Here is a 26,172-nt window from a genome sequence, read left to right on the forward strand (position 1 = left end):
GAGAGCGTCAGGGGTTAGCGTCGGCGGCGTCGACGGCGCCGATTGAGCACATGCCAGCGCCAGCCGAGCCGGGCCAACAGGTTGGCACTCAGTGCCAGTATCAGGCCACACACCAGTGAACCCAGCAGCAGGGCCGGCATGGCGTCGATCAGCTGCTCGGTGAACCAGCTGATGCTGACCTTGTGGGGCAGTTCGCCCGGCGGCATATGCAGCAAAAAGGCGCCCACCCGGTAGCTGACGTAGAAGACCACCGGCATGGTCAGCGGGTTGGTCAGCCACACCAGCGCCAGTGCCAGCGGCAGGTGGCCGCGCAGCCACCAGGCGCCCAGCGCGGCAACCAGCATCTGGCAAGGAATGGGCATCAGCGCGCAGAAAAGCCCTACCGACAGGCCGTTGGCGATGCTGCGGCGGGAGACAATCCATAGCGACGGATTGCCCAGCAGCGGGTGGATCAGGCGCAGCGAACGCCGTCGCCGGATCGACTCCGGGTCGGGCAAAAAACGCCGTAGAAAGCGTTGCAGCATCAGACGGGTCTCGGGTTCAACGGTCGCGACATGGTTTCGATAATCCGGTGAAGTACTGCATTCGCACAGGACAGATTCGACAGGTTTTTCATACCACAATGGGCCTGACACTACCCGGCGGCCTGCGTCTGGCACTGTTGGCCGCTGCCGCGATATCCGGCGTGCTCTGTGCCGAGCTGTCGCCCCATCAGCGGGGGTGGTGGCTATGGGGCAGCTGGCTACTGGCCGCTGTGCTGTGGCGTCGCCAGGCATGGCTCATGGCGGCGATATTCAGTCTGGCACTTTATCACGCACTGGCGCACGTGCCGACGCCATTGGTGGACGGTCTGGCACGTCAGGATGTCACCCTTGTAGGGAGCCTGACAGAGATCGAGACGCTCGAGCAGCGTGCCAGGCTACGTTTCAGGATCGATAGCTGCCACTCGCCGGCGGGGCTACCCGACTGCGACGGGCTGGGCCATGCAAGGCTCAGTTGGTATGCCGCGCCGGAATTGAGCGTCGGCGAACGCTGGCGTCTCACCGCACGACTGCTGCCGCCGCGCGGGCTGCGCAATCCAGGTGCCTTCGATTACGGTGGCTGGCTGCGCCGACAGGGCTATGGCGCAACCGGTTACGTGCGCGATGCACCGGCGCCGCAGCGTCTCGAGGCGGGCGCTTTCAGCCCTCTTTCCGCCGCCCACGACTGGTTGACAGCCAAAGTGACCGACGACAATACGAGACGCTGGCTGCGGGCGCTGACGCTGGGCGAGGGGGAGGCGCTGGAAAGCGAGCAGTGGGAGCTTTTGCGCGTCACCGGCACCACCCACCTGGCGGTAATTTCCGGTCTTCATGTCGGCATGGTAGCGCTGGGGACGCTCTGGCTGTGTCGCCAGCTGTCGCGCCGGCTATGGCCGCGCAGCTGGCGCATGCAGTGGTGGCCGCTACCGGCCGCAGCGCTGGCGGCGCTGGGCTATGCCATGCTGGCGGGTTTCGCGCCGCCGGCGACCCGCGCTGCCATTATGGCGGTGATAGGGCTCTGGGTGGTGAGCGGACGCCACGCACCGGGAGTGTGGCAGGGCTGGTGGCTGGCGCTGTTGCTGGTGGTGCTGGCGATGCCCGATGCGCTGTTTCGGGGCGGTTTCTGGCTTTCATTCGCTGCGGTGGCGATTTTGATCATCGCCTGGCGCTGGCGCCAGCGGGTGGCCGGCTGGTGGGCAATGCTGCGCACGCAGTGGCTTTTGAGCCTCGGCGTGGGAGCGGCGACGCTGGTGCTGTTTGCACAGCTGGCGCCGCTGTCACTACTGGTCAATCTGCTGGCAGTCCCCTGGGTATCACTGCTGATGGTGCCGTCGGCGCTGCTGGGTTGGCTGCTGTCGCCGCTGCCGATGCTGTCGCCGCTGCCGATGCTGGGTACGCTGCCGTGGTGGTTTTTCGGCGTCGCGGTGGATATGTTCGAGACCGGGCTCGAGCGGGTGCGTCAACTACAGCCCGACTGGCAGCCAGCGGCGCCGCAGCTTGCGGCGCTGTCGGCAGGGCTGGCGCTTTTGTGCCTGATATCACTGCTGCCGGGGCTGACGCGGCGATTCAGGCTGCTGGGCGGGGCACTGACCTGCACCCTGGCACTGGGGAGCTCATCGTCTCACTTGCCGGCGCACGGCGACGTAAGGCTGATCGTTCACGATGTCGGCCAGGGGCAGTTGATCGAGATTCGTACCGCCAGCCGGCGCTGGCTCTACGATGCCGGGCCGCGCTGGCGCAGCGGTTTCATGCCGCTGGATACCCTGTGGTCGCAGCCACAGCGCTTTGACGAGGTGGTAATCTCCCATGGCGACAACGATCACGCCGGCGGTGTCGCGGCGCTCATGGCGCAGCACCGCGTGGCCCGCTGGTGGGCGCCGAGCGCCGACGAGGTCGAGGGTCCGACGATAGTGCCCTGCCGCCAGGGGGTGTCGCAGGAGATCGATGGTGTGCGCTTCTCCTTTCTTTGGCCTCGCAGCGCCATGCTGCCGCAGTCCGCCAACGAACGCTCCTGCGTGCTGCTGATCGAAACGGACCATCAGCGGCTGCTGATAACCGGCGATGCCGGTCGCGCCGTAGAGCGCCAGCTGCTGGATGACATCGAGGGACCCGTCGACCTGCTGGTCGCCGGCCATCACGGCAGTACCACCAGCTCCACGCCGGCGTTCGTGGCGGCACTGCGGCCTCGTCACGTGGTTTATAGTGCCGGCTATCTCAATGCCTACGGCCACCCGGCAGATGAGGTGGTAAGGCGCTTTCGCGCCGCCGGCAGCTGCCAGTGGAGTACCGCCCTCGACGGTGCTCTGACAATTGAAATACGCGCAGAAAAGCTCGGGATCGACGCTATTCGTGGCACCAGCGGTGTCGGATGCGAGACTGACAGGGTAGAATCGATCTCTTCCTGAGCCTGCACCGCTTTTGAAGCAGAGGGCGGCGACATCCAGAGCCTGCAAGGGTTAGCGTGATGACGTCCTTCTCCGGCTTCCCACCGTCCGGCAGGAGATAATGTGAATCCCAACGCCAGCCTGACTCTCTATAGACGCCTGCTGGGCTATGTGCGCCCGTTCTGGAAGGCATTCGTCATTGCCCTGATCGGCAATGCCATCTATGCCGGCTCCAGCACGCTGTTGGCGCGCGTCATGCAGTTTCTCACCGATGGACTGCAAAATCCCGATGCTGCTTTTCGCCAGCTACTGCCCCTGATGCTGATCGGTATCTTCATCGCCCGTGGTATCGGCACTTTCATGGGCTCCTACGGCATGCAGTACGTCGCGCGTAACGTGGTGCACAGCCTGCGCATCAATGTCTTCCGTCAGATGCTGCACCTGCCCGGACGCTTTTACGACGAACACAGCGGCGGTCATCTCATCTCGCGGGTTACTTACCACGTCGAACAGGTTACCGGCGCCGCCACCAAGGCGCTCAACGTGGTCCTGCAGGAGGGCATGCTGGTCATTGGCCTGACGCTTTACCTGTTCTGGACCAACTGGAAGCTGATGCTGATTTTCATGGCGGTCACGCCGCTGATCGCCGCCATCGTCGGCTGGTGCGGCAAGCGTTTTCGCAAGCTGTCGCGGCGTATTCAGCGTTCGGTGGGCGAGGTGACCCACGTCGCCTCCGAGACCATCTCCGGTTATCGGGTGGTCCGCACCCACGGCGCTGAGCGCTATGAATACGACCGCTTCGTGCGCGCCAGCGATGACAACCGGGTGCAGAGTCTCAAGGAGGCGCTGACCAAGTCGATCAGCGCGCCCGTCATTCAGACGCTGGTGGCGATGTCGCTGGCGCTGCTGGTATGGCTGGCGCTGGCGCCGGAGCTGTTGGGCAACATGACCGCCGGTGAGTTCATCGGCTTCATTACCGCGGCGACCATGATGATCAAACCGATCAAGTCGCTGACCGAAATCAACGGTCTGATCCAGAAAGGGCTGGCAGCGTCGCAGGAGCTGTTCGAACTGATCGACCGCCCGCAGGAGCCGGACAACGGCCACCATGACCCGGGTCGCGTGGCCGGCGATGTAAACTTCGAGGCCGTGCGCTTTTACTATGACGCGCACCAGCCCGATGTGCTGAGCGGCATCAGTCACCGCGTGCAGGCCGGCGAGATGATCGCGCTGGTGGGGCGTTCGGGCAGCGGCAAGAGCACGCTGATGAATCTGCTGCCGCGTTTTTACGACCCCACCGGAGGGCGGATTACCATCGATGGCGTCGAGATTCGCGACTATACGCTGCAAGCGCTGCGTCGCCAGATCGCACTGGTGACACAGAATGTTACCCTGTTCAACGCAAGCGTTGCCGACAATATCGCCTACGGCATTGATAACGCGCCGCGCGACAGGGTGCGCGAGGCGGCACGCGCCGCCTATGCCGACGGCTTCATCGAGCGCCTGCCCAATGGCTTCGATACCGTGGTGGGCGACAACGGTGTGATGCTCTCCGGCGGTCAGCGCCAGCGTATCGCCATCGCCCGGGCGATCTTTCGCGACGCCCCGATCCTGGTGCTTGACGAGGCCACTTCGGCACTCGATACCGAGTCCGAACGCTATATTCAGCGGGCGCTGGAAGAGGTGTGCCAGGGGCGCACGACCTTCGTGATCGCTCACCGGCTGTCGACCATCGAGCGCGCCGACCGCATCCTGGTCATGGATGGCGGTGAAATCATCGAGGCCGGCGATCACCAGAGCCTGCTTCATCGGGGTGGCGCCTATGCCGCCCTGCATCGACTTCAATTCAGCGAGGACGAGCGTCATGAACCTGTTCGCGAAGCCTGAAACACGCCGTCTGCAAAGGGTGTCGACAACATCGTGAGGCGACTTCAGAACGCATGGTACAGCGATGCCCGCTGGCCGCGCCTGCTGACACCGCTGGAGCTGCTCTACAAGCGTGCCGTACACTCGCGACGCGACGCTTTCGCCACCAGCCGGCGGCAGGTCTGGCATGCGCCGGTACCGGTCATCGTGGTCGGCAATATTACCGTCGGCGGGACCGGCAAGTCGCCGCTGGTCGCCTGGCTGGGGCGCTGGCTCTCCGAGCGCGGCTGGCGTCCCGGTATCGTGGCGCGCGGCTACGGCGGTCATGCGCCGCGCTATCCCTTCTACGTCGATGAACACAGCGACGTCGGCTATGCCGGCGACGAACCGGTGATGCTGGCCCAGCAGACCCGGCTGCCGGTGGTGGTCGACCCCGATCGGCCGCGCGCGGCACGCAAGCTGGTCGCCGCCGGCTGCGATATTCTGCTCTCCGATGACGGCCTGCAGCACTTTGCCCTGGGGCGCGATATCGAGCTGGTCGTGGTCGACGGCGCACGCGGTTTCGGCAATGGTCGCTGCCTGCCGGTGGGGCCGCTGCGCGAGCCGCTGTCGCGTCTTGCCGAGGTGGATGCGGTGATCTCCAACGGCGACCCGCAAATGCCGGCCAGCGCGTCTCACTACGCCATGACCACGGTGCCCGCCGCCTGGCGTCATCTCAACGATGGCGTCTGCTATAGTATCGACCAATGCCCCTTCAGCGGCCGCGTGCATGCCATGGCCGGGATCGGCAATCCGCAGCGCTTTTTCGATACGCTGACAGCCCTGGGGGTCGATCACCAGCGTCATCCGCTGCCGGATCACTATCGCTTCTCGGCGTACGATCTGCGCTTTACCGACAATCTGCCGGTCGTCATGACCGCCAAGGATGCGGTCAAGTGCCGCCCCTTTGCCAACGAGCGCTGCTGGTCGCTGGACATCGAGGCGCGTCCCGAGCAGGCGTTGGTCGACTGGCTGTCAAAGCGTCTGCAGGCTCTTTAGCGTATATTGCAAAAAACGCTGGCACACTGCTCTCTGCGAGGGCTCGGCCCTGCAACGCCTACCCGGCAGGCATCATGGAACCTTCGGAAACGCTGAATAAATCGACGAGCGAGATGAAGCGCAAGGCGCATGGAACACAGAACACGAGACATAACATGGGGTTAGGCGAATGTTCGACCGGGCTGGCGCACCAGTACCACGCAACGCAGCGATTCGCTGGCGCAGGCATTTATGCAGCGTTTCCCTTACAACCCGGCGGCAAGGAGAAGCGTAATGGACAAGGAACTGCTGGCAATGCTGGTCTGCCCGGAAAGCGGCGGCAGGCTTGAATACGACCGTGAGCAGGGTGAGCTGATCTGCCGCGAAAGCGGGCTGGCCTATCCGATCATCGACGGTATTCCCGTCATGCTGACCGGTCGAGCGCGACGCATCAGCGTCGAGGAGGAGCTGGGGCACGGGCCGTCACCGCAGACACCATGACACCCTCCTTCGTTGCCGTTATTCCCGCCCGCTTTGCCTCAACGCGCCTGCCCGGCAAGCCGCTGCTGGAGATCGCCGGGCGCCCCATGATAGAGCATGTGTGGCGCAGTGCCTGCGCAAGCAGCGCCGCGCGCGTGGTGATCGCGACCGACGACCGGCGTATTGCCGAGTGCGCCGAAGGCTTTGGCGCCGAGGTCGCGATGACGTTGCAGACGCACGTCAACGGCACTTCGCGGCTGGCCGAGGTTGCCGAACGCCTGCAGCTGGAGAGCGATACCTGTGTAGTCAATGTGCAGGGTGATGAGCCGCTGCTGCCCAGTGCCATGATCGATCGCGTGGCCGAAACCCTGGCGGCCGACGCTGGCGCTGCGGTGTCGACACTGGCCGAACCGATCGACAGTCTCGATGAGCTGATGCGCACGGCTACGGTCAAGGTGGTGTGCGACAACCGCGGTCGCGCGCTCTACTTTTCCCGTGCGCCGATTCCATGGGATCGCGATCGTCTCGATCTCGACTGTCGTCAGGGGCCGCTTGGCGGTGGCTGGCTACGTCATATCGGCATCTACGCCTACCGCGCCTCCTTTCTAAGGCGCTATTGCGAACTTCCCATTGCCCCGCTGGAACAGTGCGAGCAGCTCGAACAGCTGCGCGCGCTCTATCACGGTTTTACCATCGCGGTGGCCACCGCGCCGGAGCACTATCCGGCAGGCGTTGATACGCCGGAAGATCTCGCAAGGGTGCGCGCCCTGCTGCGCGAAAAACACTGAGGAGAGACATTGATTCGCATACTTTTCGTCTGTCTTGGCAATATCTGTCGCTCGCCGATGGCCGAAGGGCTGATGCGTCGACGCCTTGAGCTCGAGGGGCTCGAGGATCAGCTCGAGCTCGACTCCTGCGGCGTCGGCGACTACCACGCCGGTGACCCGCCCGATCCCCGTGCGCGACGTGAAGCGCAGCGACGCGGTGCCGATATCGAAGCGCTGCGCGCACGCCGTCTACGTCGTGATGACTTCGAGCGTTTCGACTATCTCCTCTGCATGGATGACAGCAATCTCGAGGCGCTGCGCGCCATGGCGCCGCCAGAGAGTCGCGCCCATGTCGGGCTGCTGCTCGATTTTGCGCCGTCGCGTGGCGAGCGCGAGATCGATGACCCCTGGTTTGGCGGCGCGGATAACTTTACCCGCGTCGCTGATCAGTTGGAGGCCGCCTGTGACGGCCTGCTTGATCATCTACGCGGTCAGGGCAGGCTGCATTGAGATTCGAATATGACGCCACGCTGCGCGAGCACAACACCCTGGGGTTCGACTGCCGCGCCGAGGCGCTGGCAGAGCCCGGGGATATCGCCGAGCTGAGGCGGGTGCTGTCGCTGGGGCGTCACTGTTTCTCGTCGCTGACGCCGCTTGGCGGGGGCAGCAATGTGGTGCTGCGTGAGCGTCTGCCGGGCCTGGCGGTACGCTACTGCGGTCGGCGTCTGTGGCGTCAATCGCCTGGCTCGAGCGAAGCGTTATGGCATGTTGAAGCGGGTGTCAACTGGCATGAGCTGGTAGTGGAGAGCTGCCTCGAGGGCTGGTGGGGGCTTGAAAACCTCGCCCTGATTCCCGGTTCGGTGGGGGCGGCGCCGATCCAGAATATCGGCGCCTATGGCGTCGAGGTCGGCGAGCTGATCGAGGCGGTGCACGTCGTGCATATCGACGACGGTCGCTATGAGATTCTCGACCGACAGGCCTGCGAGTTCGGCTATCGGGACAGCCTTTTCAAGCGCCGTCTTGCCGGTCGCGTGGTCATCGTGCGGGTGGTGCTGCGGCTGCGACGCGATGGCTCACCGCGTACCGACTATGGCGACCTGGCCGCGCGGCTGCCGCGTCACCCTTCGTCGATGGAGATCGCCTGTGCCGTGTGCGCGCTGCGCGGCGAGAAACTGCCTGACCCGCAGCGGCTCGGCAATGCCGGCAGTTTTTTCAAGAATCCGATAGTGAGCGCGGCGCACGCCGAGCGATTGCTGGCGCAGTGGCCGACGCTGCCACACTGGCAGACCGGCAGCGGCGTCAAGCTGGCCGCCGGCTGGCTGATCGAAGCGTGCGGCTGGAAGGGCGTGCGCCGTGGCGGGATAGGGGTGCATCAGCATCAGGCGCTGGTGCTGGTGCATTACGGCGGTGAAACTGCCGAGACGCTGCTGGCGGTGGCCGACGATATTCGCCGTTCGGTAATGGCGCGTTTCGACGTTGAGCTGGTGGCCGAGCCACAGCTGCTGGGCGAGGCGCCGAACGGTTTTCATCAGCGCTAAGCTGAAAAGGGGCTCACCCGCGACGGGTGAGCCCCTTTAATGTGCCGTGGCGCCTCCGGCGTGCTGATCAGCCCTCGTCCGAGGTGCTGTCATCGCTCGCACCGGCGTCACGCTCGCGCTGCTGCTGACGGCGGCGTTCGCGCGGGTCGTTGTGAGCGCGACGGCGTCCGCGCTGGCGTGGTTTTTTGCCGTCAGCGGCCGTGCCGGCAGGCTCGCTGCTGTCACAGGCGCTATCGTCGCCAACCGTTTCAGCGCTGTCGGTGGCACCGGAAGCGGCGGGGCGTGATGTCGCTTCGACAGACGCATCGCTGGTTTCGCTTTCAGCGGGTGTCGCTGCTGCCGTTGTTTCGGCCACTGGCGTCGGGTTCTCAACCTGCTCGACCGAGGGTGAAGCGGCGTCGGTTGCCCCATGATCGGCGGCATCGCGGCGAGCCACGCTTTCGCGATTGACGTCGCGTTTATCGCCATGCTCGGCGCGCTCGAGGGCGGCAGTCGCCGCTTCATGCTCCGGTGCTGCCAGCTGTGGCTCCTCTCGCGGTGTCGCCTCGCTGGCCGGTTCGGCGCCATGCTGCGCGCTGCTGTCGTGAGTCGCTCCGCTATCGGTCGATGCCGCAGGGCCATCACTGTGGTCCGTGGCGTCGGCGTCGGGCGATGAGGCCGTTGTCTGCTCGTCGGACGGTGATACTTTCGCTTCACCCTTCGGGGGGGCGTCACGATTGGTGGCGTCCGTCACGCTTTCGGCGCGTGGGGCCGGGCGAGAGCGGTCACGCCCGAAGGTAGCGCTGACGGCGTGCGGTGCGCTGTGGTCGCCCTGCGCGGCGGTTGGCTGCGCGGTCGTCGCATCGGCTGAAGCGGTCGACTGCGCGGTCGTTGCGGCGGCCGTCTGTGCGCTGCTATCGCCGGCGCCTTCGCTACCTGCAGCGGCACTGTCACCGCCGTTTGCGGCCTGTGCCTGCAAGCGCTCCTGCTCGGCAACCGCCGCCGGCGACAGGGCGTGCTGGCGGCTACGCTGACGCGGGTTGTTGCGGCTGCGCTTCGGGCGTTCGCTGGCAGTGTTGGTTTCACCTTCACTGCTGCGAACCTCACTGCTCTTGTCGCCGTTTTGTTCGGCGCCTTGAGCAGAGGTCGCGTCGTTGACGCTTTGGCCGGCGTTTTGCGATTTGCGTTCGGCGCTGGACCGCGAGTCGGCTTTCGCCTCGCTCGTTTTGGCGCTGTTGCGTTCGCTGCTGTCGGTCTTTTCGGTCTTTTCGGTCTGGCGGTTATCGGCGTCGCGCTTGCTGTCATTGCGCTTGCTGCCGTTGCCGTCAGGACGCGACCTGTTGCCATCACGTGATTTGTCCTGCTTCCGGGAACGGTCGTTGCGGTTGCCGTTCTGGGGCTGGCCGTCATCGCGTCGATGATTACCGCCGCTCCTGTTCGAGTCGTCGTCGCGCTGGCTGGCACCACCGGCGTCGCGCTTGCCGCTGTCGCCATCCTGCTGACGCTCGCTGCTTTTGCTGCCGCTGTTATCGCGTCGTCCGTCGCCGCTGTTACGACGGTTGTCGCTGCCGTTACTGCGGCGAGTAGTGCTGCTGTCGCCGGTTTTCGAGGTGTGCTGCGAGCTGCTCTCCGGCTGCGGACTGCGCTCGCCGCTACCGGTTCCGCCGGCGCTGTTGCCACTGGTATTGCCGGCACCGGCGTCGCTCTCTTCGCTGCCCATCAGGCGGTTGATGCCCTTCATCAGGCGCGACAGAAAGCCGTCGCCGGTAGTTTCGCTGTCGCTGCTCGCTGAGCTGTCGGCGGTGGAAGGTGCCGGCTTGCGGTGGGTGACGCCGTTGACCGCCGCTTCGGCGCGTTTGACCGGCTTGCGCCAGGTCTCGCTTTCATCCTCCGGCGGCTCGAACTCTTCGGAGAGTTCGAAGCTGGAGCGGGCGGCGTCTTCGCTGTCGACCTGGTCGTCGCGCAGACGCTGCACGTCGAAATGGGGCGTTTCCAGATCGGGCTGTGGCAGCAGCAGCACACGCACGCCCTGGCGACGCTCGATGTCGAAAAGTACGCTGCGCTTTTCGTTGAGCAGATAGGTCGCGACCGATACCGGCAGCATGGCACGGATCTGGGAGCTGCGATCCTTCATCGCCTCTTCCTCGATGAGGCGCATGATCGACAGCGACAGCGAGCGTACATCGCGGATGGTGCCCTGGCCGTTGCAGCGCGGGCAGACCACACCACTGGTTTCGCCCAGCGAGGGACGCAGCCGCTGACGCGACATCTCCATCAGCCCGAAACGCGAGATGCGACCGATCTGTACCCGCGCGCGGTCGAGTTTGAGGGCATCGCGCATGCGATTTTCCACTTCGCGCTGATTGCGCGCCGGCGTCATGTCGATGAAGTCGATCACCACCAGCCCGCCGATGTCGCGCAGGCGCAGCTGTCGCGCGATTTCGTCGGCCGCCTCGACGTTGGTCTGCAGCGCCGTCTCCTCGATATCACCGCCCTTGGTGGCGCGCGAGGAGTTGATGTCGATCGAGACCAGCGCCTCGGTGTGATCGATCACCACCGAACCGCCGGAAGGCAGTTTCACTTCCCGCTCGTAGGCGGTTTCGATCTGGGATTCGATCTGAAAGCGCGAGAAGAGCGGTACGTCATCATCGTAGAGCTTGATTTTCTGCTGGTAGGAGGGCATCACCTGACGCACGAAGGTGAGCGCCTCCTCGTGCACCTGCGGGTCGTCGATCAGCACTTCGCCGATATCCTGACGCAGGTAGTCGCGCATGGCGCGGATGATGACGTTGGATTCGCGATAGATCAGAAAGGGAGCGGCGCGCTGGCCGGCTTCCTCGGTAATGGTTTCCCATACCTGCACCAGATAGTCGAGGTCCCACTGAAGTTCCTCGCTGGAGCGGCCGATACCTGCGGTGCGTACGATCACGCCCATCTTCTCGGGCATGGTGAGCTGGCCCATCGCCTCCTTGAGCTCGCTGCGCTCTTCGCCCTCGATGCGGCGCGATATGCCGCCCGCTTTGGGGTTGTTGGGCATCAGCACCAGGAAGCGACCCGCCAGGCTGATAAAGGTGGTGAGCGCAGCGCCCTTGTTGCCGCGTTCTTCCTTGTCAACCTGGACGATGACCTGCTGGCCCTCCTTGATCACCTCGCGGATGTTGGGCCGACCGTTGCCGGAAGGCTCTTTCGAAAAATATTCGCGAGAAATTTCCTTGAGGGGCAAAAAGCCGTGACGATCGGCGCCGAAGTCGACGAAGGCGGCTTCGAGGCTGGGTTCCACACGGGTGATGCGGCCGCGGTAGATATTGGCTTTCTTCTGTTCACGGGCGCCGGATTCGATATCCAGGTCGTAAAGGCGTTGGCCGTCGACCAGCGCAACCCTGAGCTCTTCGGGCTGGGTTGCGTTGATAAGCATGCGTTTCATGTTGTCTCACTGACAGAGCGTGTCGGAGAGCCGATGGCGACGCGACAGACCGACCCGCCGCCCGGGGCGACGGTAGGCAATCTCGCACGACATCAACGCTGCCGGGTCTCGGTCCAGAGTGTTTGTGCTCAGCGCATGTCTACAAGTGTATTTCAACTCCCGCGGCGCATTTCGCGCCTCGCCGGAGAGGCTTCATGATCATGTTGAGTACGTGACAGTCCGGGGACATGTCGCGGCGTCCCGAGGGCTCGGCCGGTCCCGCCTGGTTGCTGTCACACCTGGTAGCCATCAACGCCTTGGCGCCGGCTGCCGACACGGTATAAAGGTTGATCCCGTGATAAAAATCCGGGTACTTCACATGGTTTTGAATCGGTGCGGCGAGGTGGGAATTGCATCCACAGCGCCAGCACGTCATCCGAACATTGGCGGACGGCGTCCGCGATTGCTGTTCCGTGCTTCGGCCTGCGTGTCGTCCGGTGCAGGCGCTACCGGGGCATCCGGGAAGCTCCCGGAATATAACAGTAAAGACCGGTAGCCACAATCGGCGCCGGCAGGGCGCCGATTGGTTACAATGGCCGACGACGAACAGCGACGAGAGTGGTGGTTATGGCCGAAGGGCGGGGCGTGCAGTGGCTGGATGTCGATGAGCAGCATGACGGTCAGCGGCTGGATAATTTCCTGCTGGCGCATCTCAAGGGGGCGCCGCGTACGCTGATCTATCGCATCATTCGGCGCGGCGAGGTGCGGGTCAATGGCGGGCGCGTCAGGGCGCATCGGCGCCTCGAAAAAGGTGACCGCCTGCGGGTGCCGCCGCTGCGCCTGCCTGAAAAGATGGCGCAGGAGGTCAGCGACAATCTGCGTGCGGTGCTTGCCGACAGCCTTCTCGTCGAGCGGCCTCAATGGCTTCTGTTCAACAAGCCTTCAGGGCTTGCGGTGCACGGCGGCAGCGGTGTCACCATCGGCCTGATCGAGGCGCTGCGTCAGGTGCGCGACGACCCCTTTCTGGAGCTGGTGCATCGCATTGACCGCGACACCTCCGGCTGTCTGCTCGTCGCCCGCTCTCGCGAGGCGCTCAATACTCTGAGCGACGAGCTGCGCCGACACGGCATGCAAAAGCGCTATCTGGCGCTGGTCGAGGGGTACTGGCCTGCGCAACTTGTGTGCGTCGAGACACCGCTGGAGCGCTTCGAGCTGGCCAGCGGCGAGCGCCGGGTGCGCGTCAGCGCCGCCGGTAAACCGGCCGAGACCCGCTTTGCAGTCGTCGAGCGCTTCGACGGCGCCACCCTGGTGGAAGCCGAGCCGATCACCGGACGCACCCATCAGATTCGCGTGCATGCTGCTGACGCCGGCCATGCCGTACTGGGGGACAGCAAATACGGCAGCAGCGCCGGGCAGCGGCCGGCACAGCGTGGCGGCCTCGAGCGACTTTTCCTGCACGCCCGTGCCCTGAGCTTTACCGACCCCGCCAGCGGCGAGCGCGTCGAGATGCAGGCGCCGCTGGCGCCGTCGCTGACGGCGGTGCTGGCGCGGCTGCGCTCAACGAACTGAGCCGGGCAGCCTGCTGGCGGGCGATAACTTCGAATCAGAGAACTGCCCATGCGTTATCGGCTGATTATTTTTGACTGGGACGGCACCCTGATGGATTCGGTACCGCGCATCGTCGACTGCATGCAGCGTGCCGCGCGGGATGTCGGCTGGCTGCCGCTGAGCGACGCCGCCGTGCGCGATATCATCGGTCTTGGCCTGCCGGAGGCGATCGCGAGACTCTGCCCGGGGATCGATAGCGAGCGCGCCGAGAGATTGAGAGCGCGCTACTCTCACCACTTCGTCGCAGCCGACACCAAAGAGGCGCCGATGCCCTTTTTCAGCGGCGTCGAGGCGGGGCTCGAGCAACTCGCGCGTGAGCCCGATGTACAACTGGCCGTCGCCACCGGCAAAAGCCGGCGCGGGCTCGATCGCATCTTCACCGAGCGAGGCTGCGGTCACTGGTTCGATGCCAGCCGTACCGCCGATCTGACTCGCTCCAAGCCCGATCCGTTGATGCTCGAAGAGCTGCTGGCGACGCTTGGCGTTCCGCTCGAGGAGGCCGTCATGATCGGCGATAGCGTGCACGATCTGGGTATGGCGCAGGCGCTGGGCATGGACCGCGTCGCGGTGAGCTGGGGTGTGCACGATATCGATACGCTGACGGCTTTTGCGCCATGCTATGCGGCAACCACATTCAGTGACCTGATGGCGTGGCTGACACAGCCACGCGAGGCGGACAAGCGAGGCGATCAGCCATGAGCAACGAACGTGACAGCTGGACCGAGGGGGAGATGGTCGAGCGCAGCGCAAGCCGTGAGCAGCGCGAGGGAGAGAGCGCCATGGCGCAGGCGCTGCTGGAGATGGTGCGTGAGCAGCGCCGCAGTCGACGCTGGAAAATTTTCTTTCGTTTCTGTTTCTGGGGGTTCTGGCTGCTGGTGGCGGCGGCCGTGGCCTGGCTGGTGATCAGCGACCGCGAGGCACCGGGGGCTTCGCAGTCCGTTGGCGTGGTGGACATTCGTGGGGTGATCGCCGACGATGCGCCGGCCAGCGCCGAGCGCGTTATTCGTGGCCTGCAGCGTGCCTGGCAGGGCTCGAGTACGGCGGTGGTGCTGGATATCAACAGTCCCGGCGGTTCGCCGGTGCAGTCTCAGCGCATCTACAATGAAATTCGCCGCCTGCGCGCGCTCGACGACAAGCCGATCATTGCCGTGATCGAGGATATCGGCGCCAGCGGCGCCTACTATGTGGCGTCGGCGGCGGACAGCATTCATGCCGCGCCGGCCAGCCTGGTGGGCTCGATCGGCGTGATCTACGCCGGCTTCGGCCTGCAAAATGCCATCGAGCGGCTGGGCGTCGAACGGCGCGTGATGATCGCCGGCGACAACAAGGACATGCTCGACCCTTTCCAGCCGCTGGAGCCGCGTCAGGTCGACCACTGGCAGCGACTGCTGGACGAGACGCATCAACAGTTCATCGACGACGTTCGCGAGGGTCGTGGGGAGCGTCTTGGCGATAATCCGGAGCTTTTCTCCGGCCTGATCTGGAACGGCGAGGAGGCGCTGTCGCTGGGACTGATCGACGGCTTTGACAGCGTGCCCGATATCGCGCGAAGGCTTACCGGCAGCAGCGAAACGGTGGATTATACCGTCAGCGGCGATCCGCTGGAGCGCCTGTCGCGTCGGCTGGGGCAGGTGGCAGCACACTATCTGGGCATTGAAGGCTATGGCGGCACGGCGCCGATCCGCCTGCAGTAAGTGCTGTGCCGGCAGTGTGCTTTGACACCTTCTTTGACAATCCCTATTATGGCGCGCCTATGTCAACCACGCGACAATCGTCAATGACACCACTGCCCAGAACGGTCGAGCCCTGGCGGCTCGCCGCAGCCGGCGAGCGGCTCGAAGGCTGCGTGTTGCTGTCCGGCCTGCCGCGTATCGTCGAGGCGATCGGGCAACAGGACGCGGCGTGTCGAGTGGTGCTGAATTTCGATATCGATCAGCAGCGTCAGCACTATATCGAAGGGCGTCTTGATGTCGACGTTCAGCTGCCCTGCCAGCGCTGTCTGCAGCCCATGCCGGTAAGCCTTGAAAGCGAATTCCTGCTTGGCATGGTCACCGGCGATGAGCGAGCCGCAGCGCTTCCGGGACGCTACGAGCCCGTGATGGTCGATGACGAACAGCTGGATCTTCTGCCCATGATCGAGGATGAACTGCTGCTGACACTGCCGCAGGTGGTCTATCACGACGAAGAAGATTGCGCCGTTTCTCGTGCTGCCCTGAGCAGCGGTGAGGAGGGCGAGCCGGCGCCGGCGAGAGCCGATAATCCGTTCAGTGTGCTTCGCTCTCTGAAGAATCACTGAGTCATTCAACACCCGAGTTACAAGCGGAGATTTCTCCATGGCTGTGCAACAGAATCGCAAGTCTCGTTCGAAGCGCGGTATGCGCCGCGCACATGATGCGCTGACCACGCCGGCGCTTGCCGTCGATCGTGAAACCGGCACCACGCATCGTCGCCACCACGTCGCACCTGACGGCTACTATCGCGGCCGCAAGGTCGTCGACGTCGAAGAGTGATCGACAGTGGCGATGTCGCCACTGCGTATCGCTATTGATGCCATGGGCGGGGACTACGGTCCCCGCGCTACTGTGCGCGGTACGGCTGCCGCGCTCAGTGAGCGTCGCGAGCTCGTGGCGACGCTCTATGGTCGCCGCCATCTGCTTGATGTGGAACTCTCCCGCCTGCCTTCTTCGCTGTCATCGGCGCGTCATCGCATCGCTATTGTCGAGGCGGGCGATAGCGTTAGCGCCGAAATGACGCCCTCCAGTGTGCTTCGCAGCTCCCGCATGACCAGCATGCGCGCAAGCCTTGATGCCCTGTGCCGTGGCGATGCCCACGCCTGTGTCAGCGCCGGTAATACCGGAGCACTGATGGCGCTGGCGCGTCGCGATATCGGGATGCTGGAAGGCATCGAGCGCCCGGCGATCAGTGGCAAGATTCCCAACGCCTCGCGCGGTCCCTGCTATATGCTGGATCTGGGCGCCAATGTCGATTGCCGCCCCGCGCATCTGGTCGACTTTGCCTTCATGGGAGCCCGAATGGTGCAGCTCATTGATGGCGTTGCGAATCCGCGAGTGGGTCTTTTGAATGTCGGTGTCGAAAGCATCAAGGGCGAGCGGCGCGTGCGCGAGGCCGATCGTCTGCTGCGCGAGCGAGTGCCGCTGCCTTTCGATTATCGCGGCAATATCGAGGGTGACGACGTTTTTACCGGCGACATCGAAGTAGCCGTTTGCGACGGCATGGCCGGCAATATCGCCCTGAAAAGCAGCGAAGGTCTGGCGCGCATGCTGGGCCAGCGGCTACGCGACGAGTTTCAGCGCGGTTTTTATGCGCGACTGGTGGGGCTGCTGGCACGTCCGGTGCTGCGACGCTTCCTGCAGGAGCTGAGTCCTGTGCGCTACAATGGCGCCAGTTTTCTCGGCCTGCGCTCGACCGTGGTCAAGAGTCATGGCGGGGCGCGCTGGAAGGGCTTCGCCTGGGCCGTCAAGCGTGCTGCTGACGAGGCGCGCCAGGCACTGCCGCAGCGCCTGATGCTGTCATCCTCGGAGCACGGCGGAGAGGGTAGCATCGGCTCGTGACGGCCACTTCCGGCGTCGGCCGCACGCCCTGCTGGCTGCCGTGACGGGTTCGCTACCGGACGCGCGGTGTGCATTTTTAATTCATGATGTTTTGACAGGTGATAGTGATGAGCAACTCTCTTGCTCTGGTCTTTCCGGGTCAGGGCTCCCAGCATGTCGGTATGCTGCGCGAGCTCGCCGAACGCTACAGCGTGGTGCGCACGACCTTCGAGGAGGCGTCGGACGCCCTCGGCTATGATCTCTGGCACGTCACCCAGGAAGGGCCCGACACCCGCCTCAATGCCACCACCTGCACCCAGCCGGCCCTGCTCACCGCTGGCGTTGCCATCTGGCGCGTGTGGCAGGAGCTGGAGGGCCCGCGTCCGCTGGCCATGTCCGGTCACAGCCTGGGCGAATACAGCGCTCTGGTATGCGCCGGTGCCCTGAGCTTTGCCGACGGCGTGCGGCTGGTGCGCCTGCGCGGCGAGGCGATGCAGCAGGCCGTGCCCGAGGGTGCCGGCGGCATGGCAGCCATCCTCGGCCTTGAAAACGGCGACGTCGAGGCGGCCTGTAGCGAGGCCGCCGAGGGCGAAGTGGTGTCAGCGGTCAACTACAACTCGCCAGGGCAGGTCGTGATCGCAGGCGACCGTTCGGCGGTAGAGCGTGCCATTACAAGGTGTCAGGAGCGCGGTGCCAAACGCGCCGTGCCGCTGCCGGTCTCGGTCCCCTCGCACTGTGCGCTGATGAAGCCGGCGGCTCGGCGCCTCGAGGAGGCGATGAACGATATCGATTTTCGCACGCCGCGCTACCGTGTCGTGCAGAATGTCGATGCGCGCTGGCACGAGGAAGTCGATGCGATCAAGTCACGACTGGTGGAGCAGCTCTATCGGCCGGTGCAGTGGAGCAGCTGTATCGAAGCACTGGGAGAAGACGGTGCGGGCGTTTTCATCGAGTGCGGCCCGGGCAAGGTGCTGACCGGGCTGGGCAAGCGTATCGCCCGCCACAACCGCGGGCTGGCGGTCAACGATCCGGAGACGCTGGGAGCGGCCATCGAGCTGGCGCGTGAATCGGGCGATAACATCTGACAGACAAGAGAGCAGTTTATGAGCGAGGCAAGAGTAGCGCTGGTGACCGGTGCCACACGCGGTATCGGTCAGGCGATCGCCCGCGAACTGGGACGCCAGGGGCACACCGTCATCGGTACCGCGACCAGTGAAGAGGGCGCGCGGCGTATCGGTCAGGATATGGCCGAGCAGGGTATTGGCGGTACCGGCAGAATGCTGGATGTGACGGATCGTGAGTCGATCGAGCGCGTTCTGTCCGCAATCACCGAGGAGTTCGGCGCACCGCTGATTGTGGTCAATAATGCCGGTATCACCCGCGACAATCTGCTGATGCGCATGAAGGACAGCGACTGGGACGAGGTACTGGATACCAACCTGGGCTCGGTCTATCGTGTGTCAAAGGCCTGTCTCAAGGGCATGACCCGGGCGCGTTTTGGCCGTATCGTCAATATCAGCTCGGTAGTGGCCGGCATGGGCAATGCGGGGCAGGGCAATTACGCGGCCGCCAAGGCGGGCATGGAGGGGTTCACCCGCTCACTGGCGCATGAGCTGGCGGCACGCAATGTCACCGTCAACGCTGTGGCGCCGGGTTTCATTGCCACCGACATGACCAGTGAACTGCCTGAAAAGCACCGGGATGCGATGCTCGCGCGGATTCCTCTTGCACGGCTTGGTGAGCCTGCTGAAATCGCCGCCGCCGTCGCTTTTCTGGTCAGTGACGGTGCTGGCTATATCACCGGCCAAACGCTGCATGTCAACGGCGGCATGAGTATGAACTGAAGCGGATACAGGGCAGCGCTTTCGCTGTTTCTGTATTGTTGCGTCGACCCATGACGGTCTATAAACTACCGCCAGTTCCAATCTGGCGACTCGTAACCAGGAGTAATGACAAGATGAGTACCATCGAAGAGCGCGTTAAAAAAGTTGTAGCCGAACGTTTGAACGTCAAGGAGGAAGAGATTCAGAACAGCTCTTCCTTTACCGAAGATCTCGGCGCCGACTCGCTCGATACCGTGGAACTGGTCATGGCGCTTGAAGAGGAATTCGATACTGAAATTCCCGACGAGGAAGCCGAAAAGATCACCACCGTGCAGGAAGCGATCGACTACATCGTCGCTCACCAGTAAGTGGGTATACCGCCGGGCCCTGGGTGCCGGTCGGTCGATAGAGCCGCCCCATTATTCGGGAGCGGCTTTATTTTTGTGCACCGCCCGGTGTGTTGACGTTTATGATGAGGCGTGACTGAACGGCCACGATGAAAGTCGCCCGGCCCCGCGCCCCGGACAACATAACTGATATAATGATGTGCTTGTTTCAAGGCGGCGGGCAGAGGATCAGGTCTCGATCCCGGCAGTGCACCGGCCGCACTCAACCGTTATCCTGGAGGGAAAGCGATGCCTCGTAAAAGGGTCGTGGTGACCGGCATCGGTCTGGTTACGCCTGTCGGCAATACTACCGAAGAGACCTGGGAAAGCATCAAGGCCGGCCGCAGCGGTATCGGCCCTATCGAGCATTTCGACGCCAGCGGTCTGAACACTCGCTTCAGCGGTGCGGTCAAGGATTTCGAGCCGTCGCGATGGTTCAATCCGAAGGACGCGCGCAAGATGGATCTGTTCATCCAGTACGGTATGGCAGCCTCGGTGCAGGCGGTCGGCAATGCCGGTATCGAATGCACGGAAGAGAATGCCCATCGCATCGGCGTGGCGATCGGCTCGGGTATAGGCGGCCTGCCGATGATCGAGACCAATCATCAGGCGCTGCTCAAGTCCGGCGCGCGTCGCGTTTCTCCCTTCTTCGTGCCCGGCTCGATTATCAACATGATCGCCGGTAACCTCGCTATCCAGTACGGTTTCCGCGGTCCCAATATCGCCATCACCACTGCCTGTACCTCCGGCACCCACAATATCGGTTACGGCGCGCGGACGATTGCCTATGGCGACGCCGATGTGATGATCTGCGGCGGTGCCGAAATGGCCAGTACGCCGCTGGGGGTCGGCGGTTTCTCGGCGGCGCGAGCCCTCTCCACCCGCAACGACGACCCGCAGGCTGCCAGCCGCCCCTGGGATCGCGATCGCGACGGTTTCGTGCTCTCCGATGGTGCCGGGGTGCTGGTGCTCGAAGAGTATGAACACGCCCGCGCCCGCGGCGCCGACATTCTCGCCGAGTGCGCCGGTTTCGGCATGAGCGATGACGCCTGGCACATGACCGCGCCGCCGAGCGACGGCGCCGGCGCGGCGCTGGCGATGGGCAACGCCATTCGCGATGCCGGCCTCGACCCCTCGGCGATTGACTACATCAATGCCCACGGCACCTCGACCTCGGTCGGCGACCTTGCCGAGAGTCTCGCCGTGGAGCGTGTCATGGGCAGCGCCGCCGGCAGAGTGGCGGTCAGCTCCACCAAATCGATGATTGGCCACCTGCTGGGCGCTGCCGGCGCGGTCGAGGCCGCCTTCTCGATCCTGGCGCTGCGCGACCAGGTCGCGCCGCCGACCATCAACCTGGACAATCCCGATGAGCAGTGTCGGCTCGACTATGTGCCGCATGTCTCGCGGGAGATGCGCATTCGCCATGTGCTGTCCAACTCCTTCGGTTTTGGCGGTACCAACGGTTCGCTGGTGTTTTCACAGATCTCATGATGGGTGAGGACGGCCGGGCCGGTTTTCCCCTGGATGACCGTGGCGCCGCCTATGGTGATGGCCTGTTCGAGACGGTACTGGTGCGCGACGGCGAACCGCTCCTGTGGCGGGAGCACTGTGAGCGCCTCGAGGAGGGCGCTGCGCGTCTCGGCTTCGAGGCCCCCGAGCGCGCCGAGCTGGATGCGCTGCCGGCGCGTGCCGGTGCCGGCGAGAAGATATTGAAGATCATGCTGACTCGCGGCAGCGGCGGCCGTGGCTATGCGCTGCCCGACGTAGCCTCGCCACGGCTGCGCTATCGCATCGTCGCCTTTACACCGGCGGCGCAGCGCTGGCGTGAAGGCGTCAGCATGCGGCTGTGCCGACTGCGGCTGGCGGAGCAGCCGCTGCTGGCGGGCCTCAAGCACCTCAACCGGCTTGAGAACGTGCTGGCGCGCAGCGAGTGGCAGTCACCGGATATTGCCGAGGGGTTACTGCGCGATCAGCACGAGCGCGTCGTGGAAGCGACCGCCATGAATGTCGCCTGGCTTGAAAACGGCCGCTGGTTGACGCCGTGGCTGGCGCGCTGTGGCGTCGCCGGAACCCTGCGCCGGGCGCTGCTGGCGCAGGGGCTGGTGGCCGAGGTAGACGATGCCGGCCTCGAAAGACTGGTCAAAGCGTCCTCATTATGCCTTTTCAATTCGGTGCAGGGCGTGTGGCCGGTTCAACGTCTGTTCGACGAGACTTGCAGCCACCGCCTGGGGCGCTGGACAATCACCACCACTTCCGGGCAGCGCGAGCTGCAGCGGGAAGCGCACAGCCTGCTGGGCCATCCGCTTCCCTGACGTCCGGGTATCGTTGAGCGGGGCCCGTAATGCGATGGATCAAGGCGGCGCTTTTGGCGCTTGTGGTAGCGGCCGGGGGGGCGATCGCCGGCTGGCTGTACTGGCAGCAGCAGCTGGATGCGCCCATTGCACTGTCAGCGAGTGAAGTCTACGAGGTGCGCCCCGGTATGGGCGCCTCGCAGATTATTGCCGAACTCGAGGCGCGCGGTATCATCGCCGCTCAGTGGCCCTATCAGTTGCTGGGCGTGTTCGAACCGCAGCGTCTGCGCGGTCTGCGCGCCGGGGAGTTCCGTCTCGAGCCGGGCATGAATGCCGCTCAACTGCTGGCCAAACTCTCCAGCAACGATGTCGTGACCTATCGGTTGACCGTTCCTGAAGGCCGCACCTTCGCCGACATGCGCCGTCTGCTGGGCGATGCCGAAGCTCTCGACCACGAAACCCGTGACATGAGCGATGCCGAGCTCATGACCGCGCTGGGTCACGAAGGGGAGCTTCCCGAGGGGCGCTTTTTCCCTGACACCTATGTCTGGCGTCGCGGTGTGAGCGATATGGAAATTTTCCAGCGTGCCTATGATCGCATGGCGAGCGTGCTGCGTGAGGTGTGGCAGAGCCGCGACGACGATCTGCCCATCGATACGCCCTATGAGGCACTGATTCTCGCTTCTCTGATTGAAAAGGAGACCGGCGTTGCCGCGGAGCGCTCGCGCATTGCCGGTGTGTTCAAGCGGCGGCTGGAGCGCGGTATGCGTCTGCAGACCGACCCCACCGTTATTTATGGCCTGGGCGAGGATTACGACGGTTCGCTGTCGCGTGCCGATCTCGAGCGCCGCACCGATTGGAACACTTACGTGATCAGCGGTCTGCCGCCGACGCCGATCGCTCTGCCGGGGCGCGCCGCGCTGGAGGCTGCGGTGCATCCCGCCGCGGGCAGCGCCCTCTATTTCGTCGCTCGTGGTAACGGCGAGCATCAGTTTTCCGATACGCTGGCCGAGCACAACGCCGCCGTGCGGCGCTATATTCTCGGCGAGGGAGAGAGTCCTTGAGTCTGCCCGGGCGCTTTATCACCCTGGAAGGAAGCGAAGGGGTGGGCAAGAGTACCAATCTTGATTTCGTCTGCGAGCGTTTGCGCCGCCGCGGTCTTGAGGTGGTCGCCACTCGTGAGCCCGGCGGTACACCCGGTGCCGAGCGCATTCGCGAGCTACTGCTGAGCGCCGATGACGACGACCCCCTCGACGAGACCGCCGAGCTGTTGCTGATGTTCGCCGCCCGCGCCCAGCATCTGGCGCGGCTGATTCGCCCGGCGCTGGCGCGCGGCGCCTGGGTGGTCAGCGACCGCTTTACCGACGCCACTTTTGCCTATCAGGGTAGTGCCCGCGGCCTCGATCCGAACGTGATTGCGCAGCTGGAAGCGCTGTCTCAGCGGGGGCTCAAACCTGACCTGACCCTGTGGCTCGACATGCCGGTAGGGCGGGCTTCGGCGCGGCTGTCGCTGCGCGGCGGCGACGCCGACCGCTTTGAGCGCCAGCGCGGCGACTTCTTCGAAAAGGTGCGCGACGGCTATCGACAGCGCGCCGAGGGTGACCCCGAACGCATTGTACGTGTCGATGCGGATCGGTCGCTGGCGGCGGTACAGGCCGATATCGGCGCGATAATCGACAGTCGTTTGCCGGCAATGACCGATTGATATGGAACTGACCCCCTGGCCCTGGCAGCATGGTATCTGGCAGCAGCTGCTCGCTATTTCGCGCCGCGATCGCCTGCCGCATGCGCTGATGCTCAGTGGTCCTTCGGGGCTGGGCAAGGAGCGTCTGGCGCAGGCGCTGATAGCGCTCAAACTGTGTAGCCGCCCGGGCGATACCGCCTGCGGTGAGTGCCACGCCTGCCGCATGCTGCGCGCCGGTTACCACCCGGACCTGCTGGAGATCGCGCCGCGCGAGAAGGGCAGGCAGATCGGTATCGATGCGGTGCGCGAGATCAACGCCTTCGCGGCCCAGACCGCGCAGCAGGGCGGCTACCGTCTGATCAACCTGGGCCCCGCCGAGGCGATGACCACGGCGGCCGCCAACGCCCTGCTCAAGAGCCTCGAGGAGCCCGGCGCCAATACCCTGTTCATTGTGCACAGCGACCTGCCGTCGCGCACCCTGCCCACCATTCGCAGCCGCTGCCAGCAGTGGCGTCACCCGCTGCCCGACGAAAGCGTGGCGCTCGACTGGCTGGCCGGTGAGTTGGAAGACAGCGAACAGGCGCATTTCTGGCTGCGGGTGGCCGGCAACCGGCCGCTGCTGGCCCGCCAGCTGGCCGCTCCGGAGGCGCGCAAACTGCGCCAGCAGCTGCGTGAACAGTTCGAGTCCATGATGCGCGGCGGCGATCCGGTGGCCGAAGCGGCGCGCATGGACAGCCGTGCGCTGAGCGAAATCCTGTGGCACGGCATTTCATGGCTTGAGGATCTGATCCGACTGGGCACCACGGCGCAGAGCGAGCGGGTGCGCAACAGCGACCTGATGCCGCTCTATCGCCAGGCGATCAAGAATGGCCGAGTGCGCGACTGGTTTCGCCTGCTCGACTATGCCCATGAACAGCGTCGCCTGCTGAGCAGCGGCGGCAATCCCAATGCTCAGCTGGCGCTGGAGTCGTGGCTGATACGCTGGGCGACCCTGCTGCGCTCCTGAGCGTGACGAGCGGCGCGCGCCCATCGAGGGTCGGCATCAGGTTGTTACCACAAGGTTGCGGCCCTGCGCCTTGGCCGCATAGAGGCGAGCGTCGACACGCTCCAGCAGCGTTTCGATATTCTCCTCCCGGCGCAGTTCGGCCACCCCGATACTGGTGGTGAAGTTCACATCCTGACCGTTCAGGCTGCGCACGCTGCAGTTTTCGCAGCGCTTTCGAATGCGTTCCGCCACCTGTATGGCGTTCTTGCGCACGGTGCCCGGCAGGGCGACGATGAACTCCTCGCCGCCATAGCGTGCCAGGATATCCGTTTTGCGCGACTCCTCGCGCAGAATGTTGGCAAAACGCTTCAGTACCTGATCGCCGGTAGAGTGACCATGGAGGTCATTGATTCTTTTGAAGCGGTCCAGATCCAGCATCAACAGCGTCAGGGAGTGCGTGACGCACCTTCCCCTGTGATCCGAGTGCAGTCTATCGATCAGCCTGGCGAGGTCGACCATCAGCACGCCGCGATTCAGGAGTCCTGTCAGTGGATCCTGACTGGCCTGACGATACAGCCGCAGCAGAGAAGTGATGGCCGAAAAGTTGGCCCATAGCGAGATGATCAACAGTAGACACATCAGCCACAGATCCTGCCAGCCTTCGCCGGTGAAAATCAGACCATTGATGTACTGGGAAAAAACTTCCAGTGCAATCAGAATCAGCCCCAGTCCCAGACTCTCTATCAGCGTCAACGGAAAGACGCTGAGAAAGGCGATCAGCAGGAAGGGGGTAAAACTGTAGCCGAACAGCTGCTTGTTGACGTGATCCCCCAGTATCAGTAGCACCAGCAGATAGAACAGTGCCGGCGTCAGGATCAGTGTGGCGAGCAGATGACGTATGCCATTCAGACCGGTGGCACTGCGCCGGCCGCGTACGATCACCAGTATGAAGGCACCGATCATGGCGAGGCGCGCCAGCAGGAGAGAAGTGTGGATCGAGGCCGGTGTAATCAGCAGATCAACGACGCCCCATAGCGGCGTCAACAGCGTGAAGACGACGGCAACCAGCAGGACGCGATTGCGCAGATAGTCGCCGCGGGTCACCCTGAAATCCCGCGAATGGTTTCGGCTGGTTAACGTATCCTGTATCACCGAGAGTAGTCGCAAGCGATTGCCTGTAAACTGTGACAGGAACTCGGGAGCCGGAGAACGCCGTCGCTGGTGGGGAGTCAAAAGTTTCTCCAGAACCATCACCGGGAAATTTCGCCTCTATCCTGTGCACTTCCGGTGCCGACGGCAATGCGACAATGTGCCTCAACCGCATGCTCCGACGCTATCCGGCCGCGTTGGTGTACTGCCCTCCATTTTCGCCCCTCATCGCCGATAATGGTGGTGTCACGCTATTTCGCTCTGGAGCCACCCATGACCACTCGTGCCCTCTCGCTCGCCCTGGACGATATTGAAACCCTTGGCGCGAGCTGGATGCCGCAGTTGGAAAACGGGGGGCTTTTCATGCCGACGCGTGATGCCTTTCACCTTGGTCAGCGGGTCTATCTGCTGCTGAGTCTGCCCGGCGAGCAGGAGCGTCGCCCGGTTTCCGGCGTGGTCGCCTGGGTCTCCCCGGTGGGTATGACCGGCCGCCGCACGCCGGGGATCGGCATACATCTGGATGCCGAGGAACAGCCGCTGCGCGTGCGCATCGAAGCGCTGCTGACCGAGGCGCCGCCGGATACGATGCGCAGCTATACACTCTGAACGCAGCGCTTGTAGGCAGTATTCAGAGGTTATTTATACCGTTATCTTGATTGTTAGGCCGATAAATCCCTGCCATACAACGCCAGTGCTGGGCGTCCCAGTGGGCAATCTGCGATAATGCCTCGCCATTGAAC

25 protein-coding genes are annotated in these 26,172 nt (G+C 64.1%); 22 read left to right on the forward strand and 3 right to left on the reverse strand.

All coding sequences use genetic code 11. The annotated features are described in order from the left end of the window. Nucleotides 1-14 precede the first annotated feature (14 nt). Nucleotides 15-524 carry a DUF2062 domain-containing protein gene (locus H146_RS0109380; protein ID WP_019951622.1) on the reverse strand — a complete coding sequence of 170 codons (510 nt, stop codon included), beginning with the start codon at nt 522-524 and terminating at the stop codon, nt 15-17. Between the two features lie 98 nt (nt 525-622). On the opposite strand from H146_RS0109380, the gene H146_RS18990 reads away from it, so the two are divergent. The 7 genes from H146_RS18990 to murB all read left to right on the forward strand — a co-directional run bounded on the left by H146_RS18990 (nt 623) and on the right by murB (nt 8,573). Continuing rightward, the gene (locus tag H146_RS18990) at nt 623-2,926 is read left to right on the forward strand and encodes a DNA internalization-related competence protein ComEC/Rec2 (RefSeq protein ID WP_019951623.1); all 2,304 of its coding nucleotides are present in this window, start codon (nt 623-625) and stop codon (nt 2,924-2,926) included. A 102-nt stretch (nt 2,927-3,028) separates the two neighbouring features. Beyond that, nucleotides 3,029-4,792, forward strand: a complete 1,764-nt coding sequence (msbA, locus tag H146_RS0109390; RefSeq protein WP_019951624.1) for a lipid A export permease/ATP-binding protein MsbA — start codon at nt 3,029-3,031, stop codon at nt 4,790-4,792. A gap of 33 nt (nt 4,793-4,825) precedes the next feature. After that, nucleotides 4,826-5,809: a tetraacyldisaccharide 4'-kinase gene (lpxK, locus tag H146_RS0109395; RefSeq protein ID WP_019951625.1), complete on the forward strand. Its 984-nt coding sequence runs from the start codon at nt 4,826-4,828 to the stop codon at nt 5,807-5,809. A gap of 273 nt (nt 5,810-6,082) precedes the next feature. Further along, on the forward strand, nt 6,083-6,289 hold the full coding sequence (locus H146_RS0109400; RefSeq protein WP_019951626.1) for a Trm112 family protein: 207 nt from the start codon (nt 6,083-6,085) through the stop codon (nt 6,287-6,289). Then, the gene (kdsB, locus tag H146_RS0109405) at nt 6,286-7,056 is read left to right on the forward strand and encodes a 3-deoxy-manno-octulosonate cytidylyltransferase (protein WP_019951627.1); all 771 of its coding nucleotides are present in this window, start codon (nt 6,286-6,288) and stop codon (nt 7,054-7,056) included. The genes H146_RS0109400 and kdsB overlap by 4 nt, the downstream gene beginning before the upstream one ends. Nucleotides 7,057-7,065: 9 nt before the next feature. Further along, entirely contained in the window at nt 7,066-7,545 is a 480-nt protein-coding gene (locus H146_RS0109410) for an arsenate reductase/protein-tyrosine-phosphatase family protein (RefSeq protein WP_019951628.1), read from the forward strand. Next, nucleotides 7,542-8,573 (forward strand): UDP-N-acetylmuramate dehydrogenase, encoded by a 1,032-nt coding sequence (gene murB, locus H146_RS0109415; protein WP_019951629.1) that lies wholly within the window; start codon nt 7,542-7,544, stop codon nt 8,571-8,573. The genes H146_RS0109410 and murB overlap by 4 nt, the downstream gene beginning before the upstream one ends. Before the next feature lie 67 nt (nt 8,574-8,640). Here murB and rne read toward each other — a convergent pair whose 3' ends face one another. Continuing rightward, nucleotides 8,641-11,976 carry a ribonuclease E gene (rne, locus tag H146_RS0109420; RefSeq protein WP_019951630.1) on the reverse strand — a complete coding sequence of 1,112 codons (3,336 nt, stop codon included), beginning with the start codon at nt 11,974-11,976 and terminating at the stop codon, nt 8,641-8,643. Between the two features lie 606 nt (nt 11,977-12,582). Between rne and H146_RS0109425 the strand changes: the two genes are divergently transcribed. The 14 genes from H146_RS0109425 (at nt 12,583) to H146_RS0109490 (ending at nt 24,304) form a co-directional block, all read left to right on the forward strand. After that, nucleotides 12,583-13,524, forward strand: coding sequence for an RluA family pseudouridine synthase (locus H146_RS0109425; protein WP_019951631.1), 942 nt, complete (start codon nt 12,583-12,585; stop codon nt 13,522-13,524). Nucleotides 13,525-13,572: 48 nt separating this feature from the next. After that, nucleotides 13,573-14,262 (forward strand): HAD family hydrolase, encoded by a 690-nt coding sequence (locus tag H146_RS0109430; RefSeq protein ID WP_019951632.1) that lies wholly within the window; start codon nt 13,573-13,575, stop codon nt 14,260-14,262. Further along, nucleotides 14,259-15,257 carry a S49 family peptidase gene (locus H146_RS0109435; RefSeq protein WP_019951633.1) on the forward strand — a complete coding sequence of 333 codons (999 nt, stop codon included), beginning with the start codon at nt 14,259-14,261 and terminating at the stop codon, nt 15,255-15,257. The genes H146_RS0109430 and H146_RS0109435 overlap by 4 nt, the downstream gene beginning before the upstream one ends. Nucleotides 15,258-15,340: 83 nt before the next feature. Continuing rightward, the gene (locus H146_RS0109440) at nt 15,341-15,859 is read left to right on the forward strand and encodes a YceD family protein (RefSeq protein WP_019951634.1); all 519 of its coding nucleotides are present in this window, start codon (nt 15,341-15,343) and stop codon (nt 15,857-15,859) included. Nucleotides 15,860-15,896: 37 nt separating this feature from the next. Continuing rightward, complete coding sequence (gene rpmF, locus H146_RS0109445; protein WP_019951635.1) at nt 15,897-16,073, forward strand: 50S ribosomal protein L32; 177 nt, start codon at nt 15,897-15,899, stop codon at nt 16,071-16,073. Nucleotides 16,074-16,085: 12 nt separating this feature from the next. Continuing rightward, on the forward strand, nt 16,086-17,135 hold the full coding sequence (gene plsX, locus H146_RS0109450; RefSeq protein ID WP_019951636.1) for a phosphate acyltransferase PlsX: 1,050 nt from the start codon (nt 16,086-16,088) through the stop codon (nt 17,133-17,135). Between the two features lie 107 nt (nt 17,136-17,242). After that, nucleotides 17,243-18,199, forward strand: a complete 957-nt coding sequence (fabD, locus tag H146_RS0109455) for an ACP S-malonyltransferase (protein ID WP_019951637.1) — start codon at nt 17,243-17,245, stop codon at nt 18,197-18,199. An 18-nt stretch (nt 18,200-18,217) separates the two neighbouring features. After that, entirely contained in the window at nt 18,218-18,958 is a 741-nt protein-coding gene (gene fabG, locus H146_RS0109460) for a 3-oxoacyl-ACP reductase FabG (RefSeq protein WP_019951638.1), read from the forward strand. 113 nt (nt 18,959-19,071) lie between these two features. Beyond that, on the forward strand, nt 19,072-19,305 hold the full coding sequence (gene acpP / locus H146_RS0109465) for an acyl carrier protein (protein ID WP_019951639.1): 234 nt from the start codon (nt 19,072-19,074) through the stop codon (nt 19,303-19,305). Between the two features lie 267 nt (nt 19,306-19,572). After that, nucleotides 19,573-20,814, forward strand: coding sequence for a beta-ketoacyl-ACP synthase II (gene fabF, locus H146_RS0109470; protein ID WP_019951640.1), 1,242 nt, complete (start codon nt 19,573-19,575; stop codon nt 20,812-20,814). Beyond that, nucleotides 20,814-21,635, forward strand: a complete 822-nt coding sequence (pabC, locus tag H146_RS0109475) for an aminodeoxychorismate lyase (RefSeq protein ID WP_019951641.1) — start codon at nt 20,814-20,816, stop codon at nt 21,633-21,635. The genes fabF and pabC overlap by 1 nt, the downstream gene beginning before the upstream one ends. 29 nt (nt 21,636-21,664) lie before the next feature. Next, nucleotides 21,665-22,678: an endolytic transglycosylase MltG gene (gene mltG, locus H146_RS0109480; RefSeq protein WP_019951642.1), complete on the forward strand. Its 1,014-nt coding sequence runs from the start codon at nt 21,665-21,667 to the stop codon at nt 22,676-22,678. Next, a complete protein-coding gene (tmk, locus tag H146_RS0109485; RefSeq protein WP_019951643.1) occupies nt 22,675-23,319 on the forward strand; it encodes a dTMP kinase in 645 nt (214 codons plus the stop codon). Before mltG ends, tmk begins: the two co-directional genes overlap by 4 nt. A gap of 1 nt (nt 23,320) precedes the next feature. Further along, complete coding sequence (locus H146_RS0109490) at nt 23,321-24,304, forward strand: DNA polymerase III subunit delta' (protein ID WP_019951644.1); 984 nt, start codon at nt 23,321-23,323, stop codon at nt 24,302-24,304. 36 nt (nt 24,305-24,340) lie between these two features. Here the strand turns inward: H146_RS0109490 and H146_RS0109495 are convergent, their stop codons facing one another. Further along, nucleotides 24,341-25,387 (reverse strand): GGDEF domain-containing protein, encoded by a 1,047-nt coding sequence (locus H146_RS0109495; RefSeq protein ID WP_019951645.1) that lies wholly within the window; start codon nt 25,385-25,387, stop codon nt 24,341-24,343. Between the two features lie 318 nt (nt 25,388-25,705). Between H146_RS0109495 and H146_RS0109500 the strand changes: the two genes are divergently transcribed. Further along, nucleotides 25,706-26,038: a PilZ domain-containing protein gene (locus H146_RS0109500; protein ID WP_019951646.1), complete on the forward strand. Its 333-nt coding sequence runs from the start codon at nt 25,706-25,708 to the stop codon at nt 26,036-26,038. Nucleotides 26,039-26,172 lie beyond the last annotated feature (134 nt).

The sequence above is a fragment of the Kushneria aurantia DSM 21353 genome (assembly GCF_000382245.1).
Classification (GTDB): Bacteria; Pseudomonadota; Gammaproteobacteria; order Pseudomonadales; family Halomonadaceae; genus Kushneria; species Kushneria aurantia.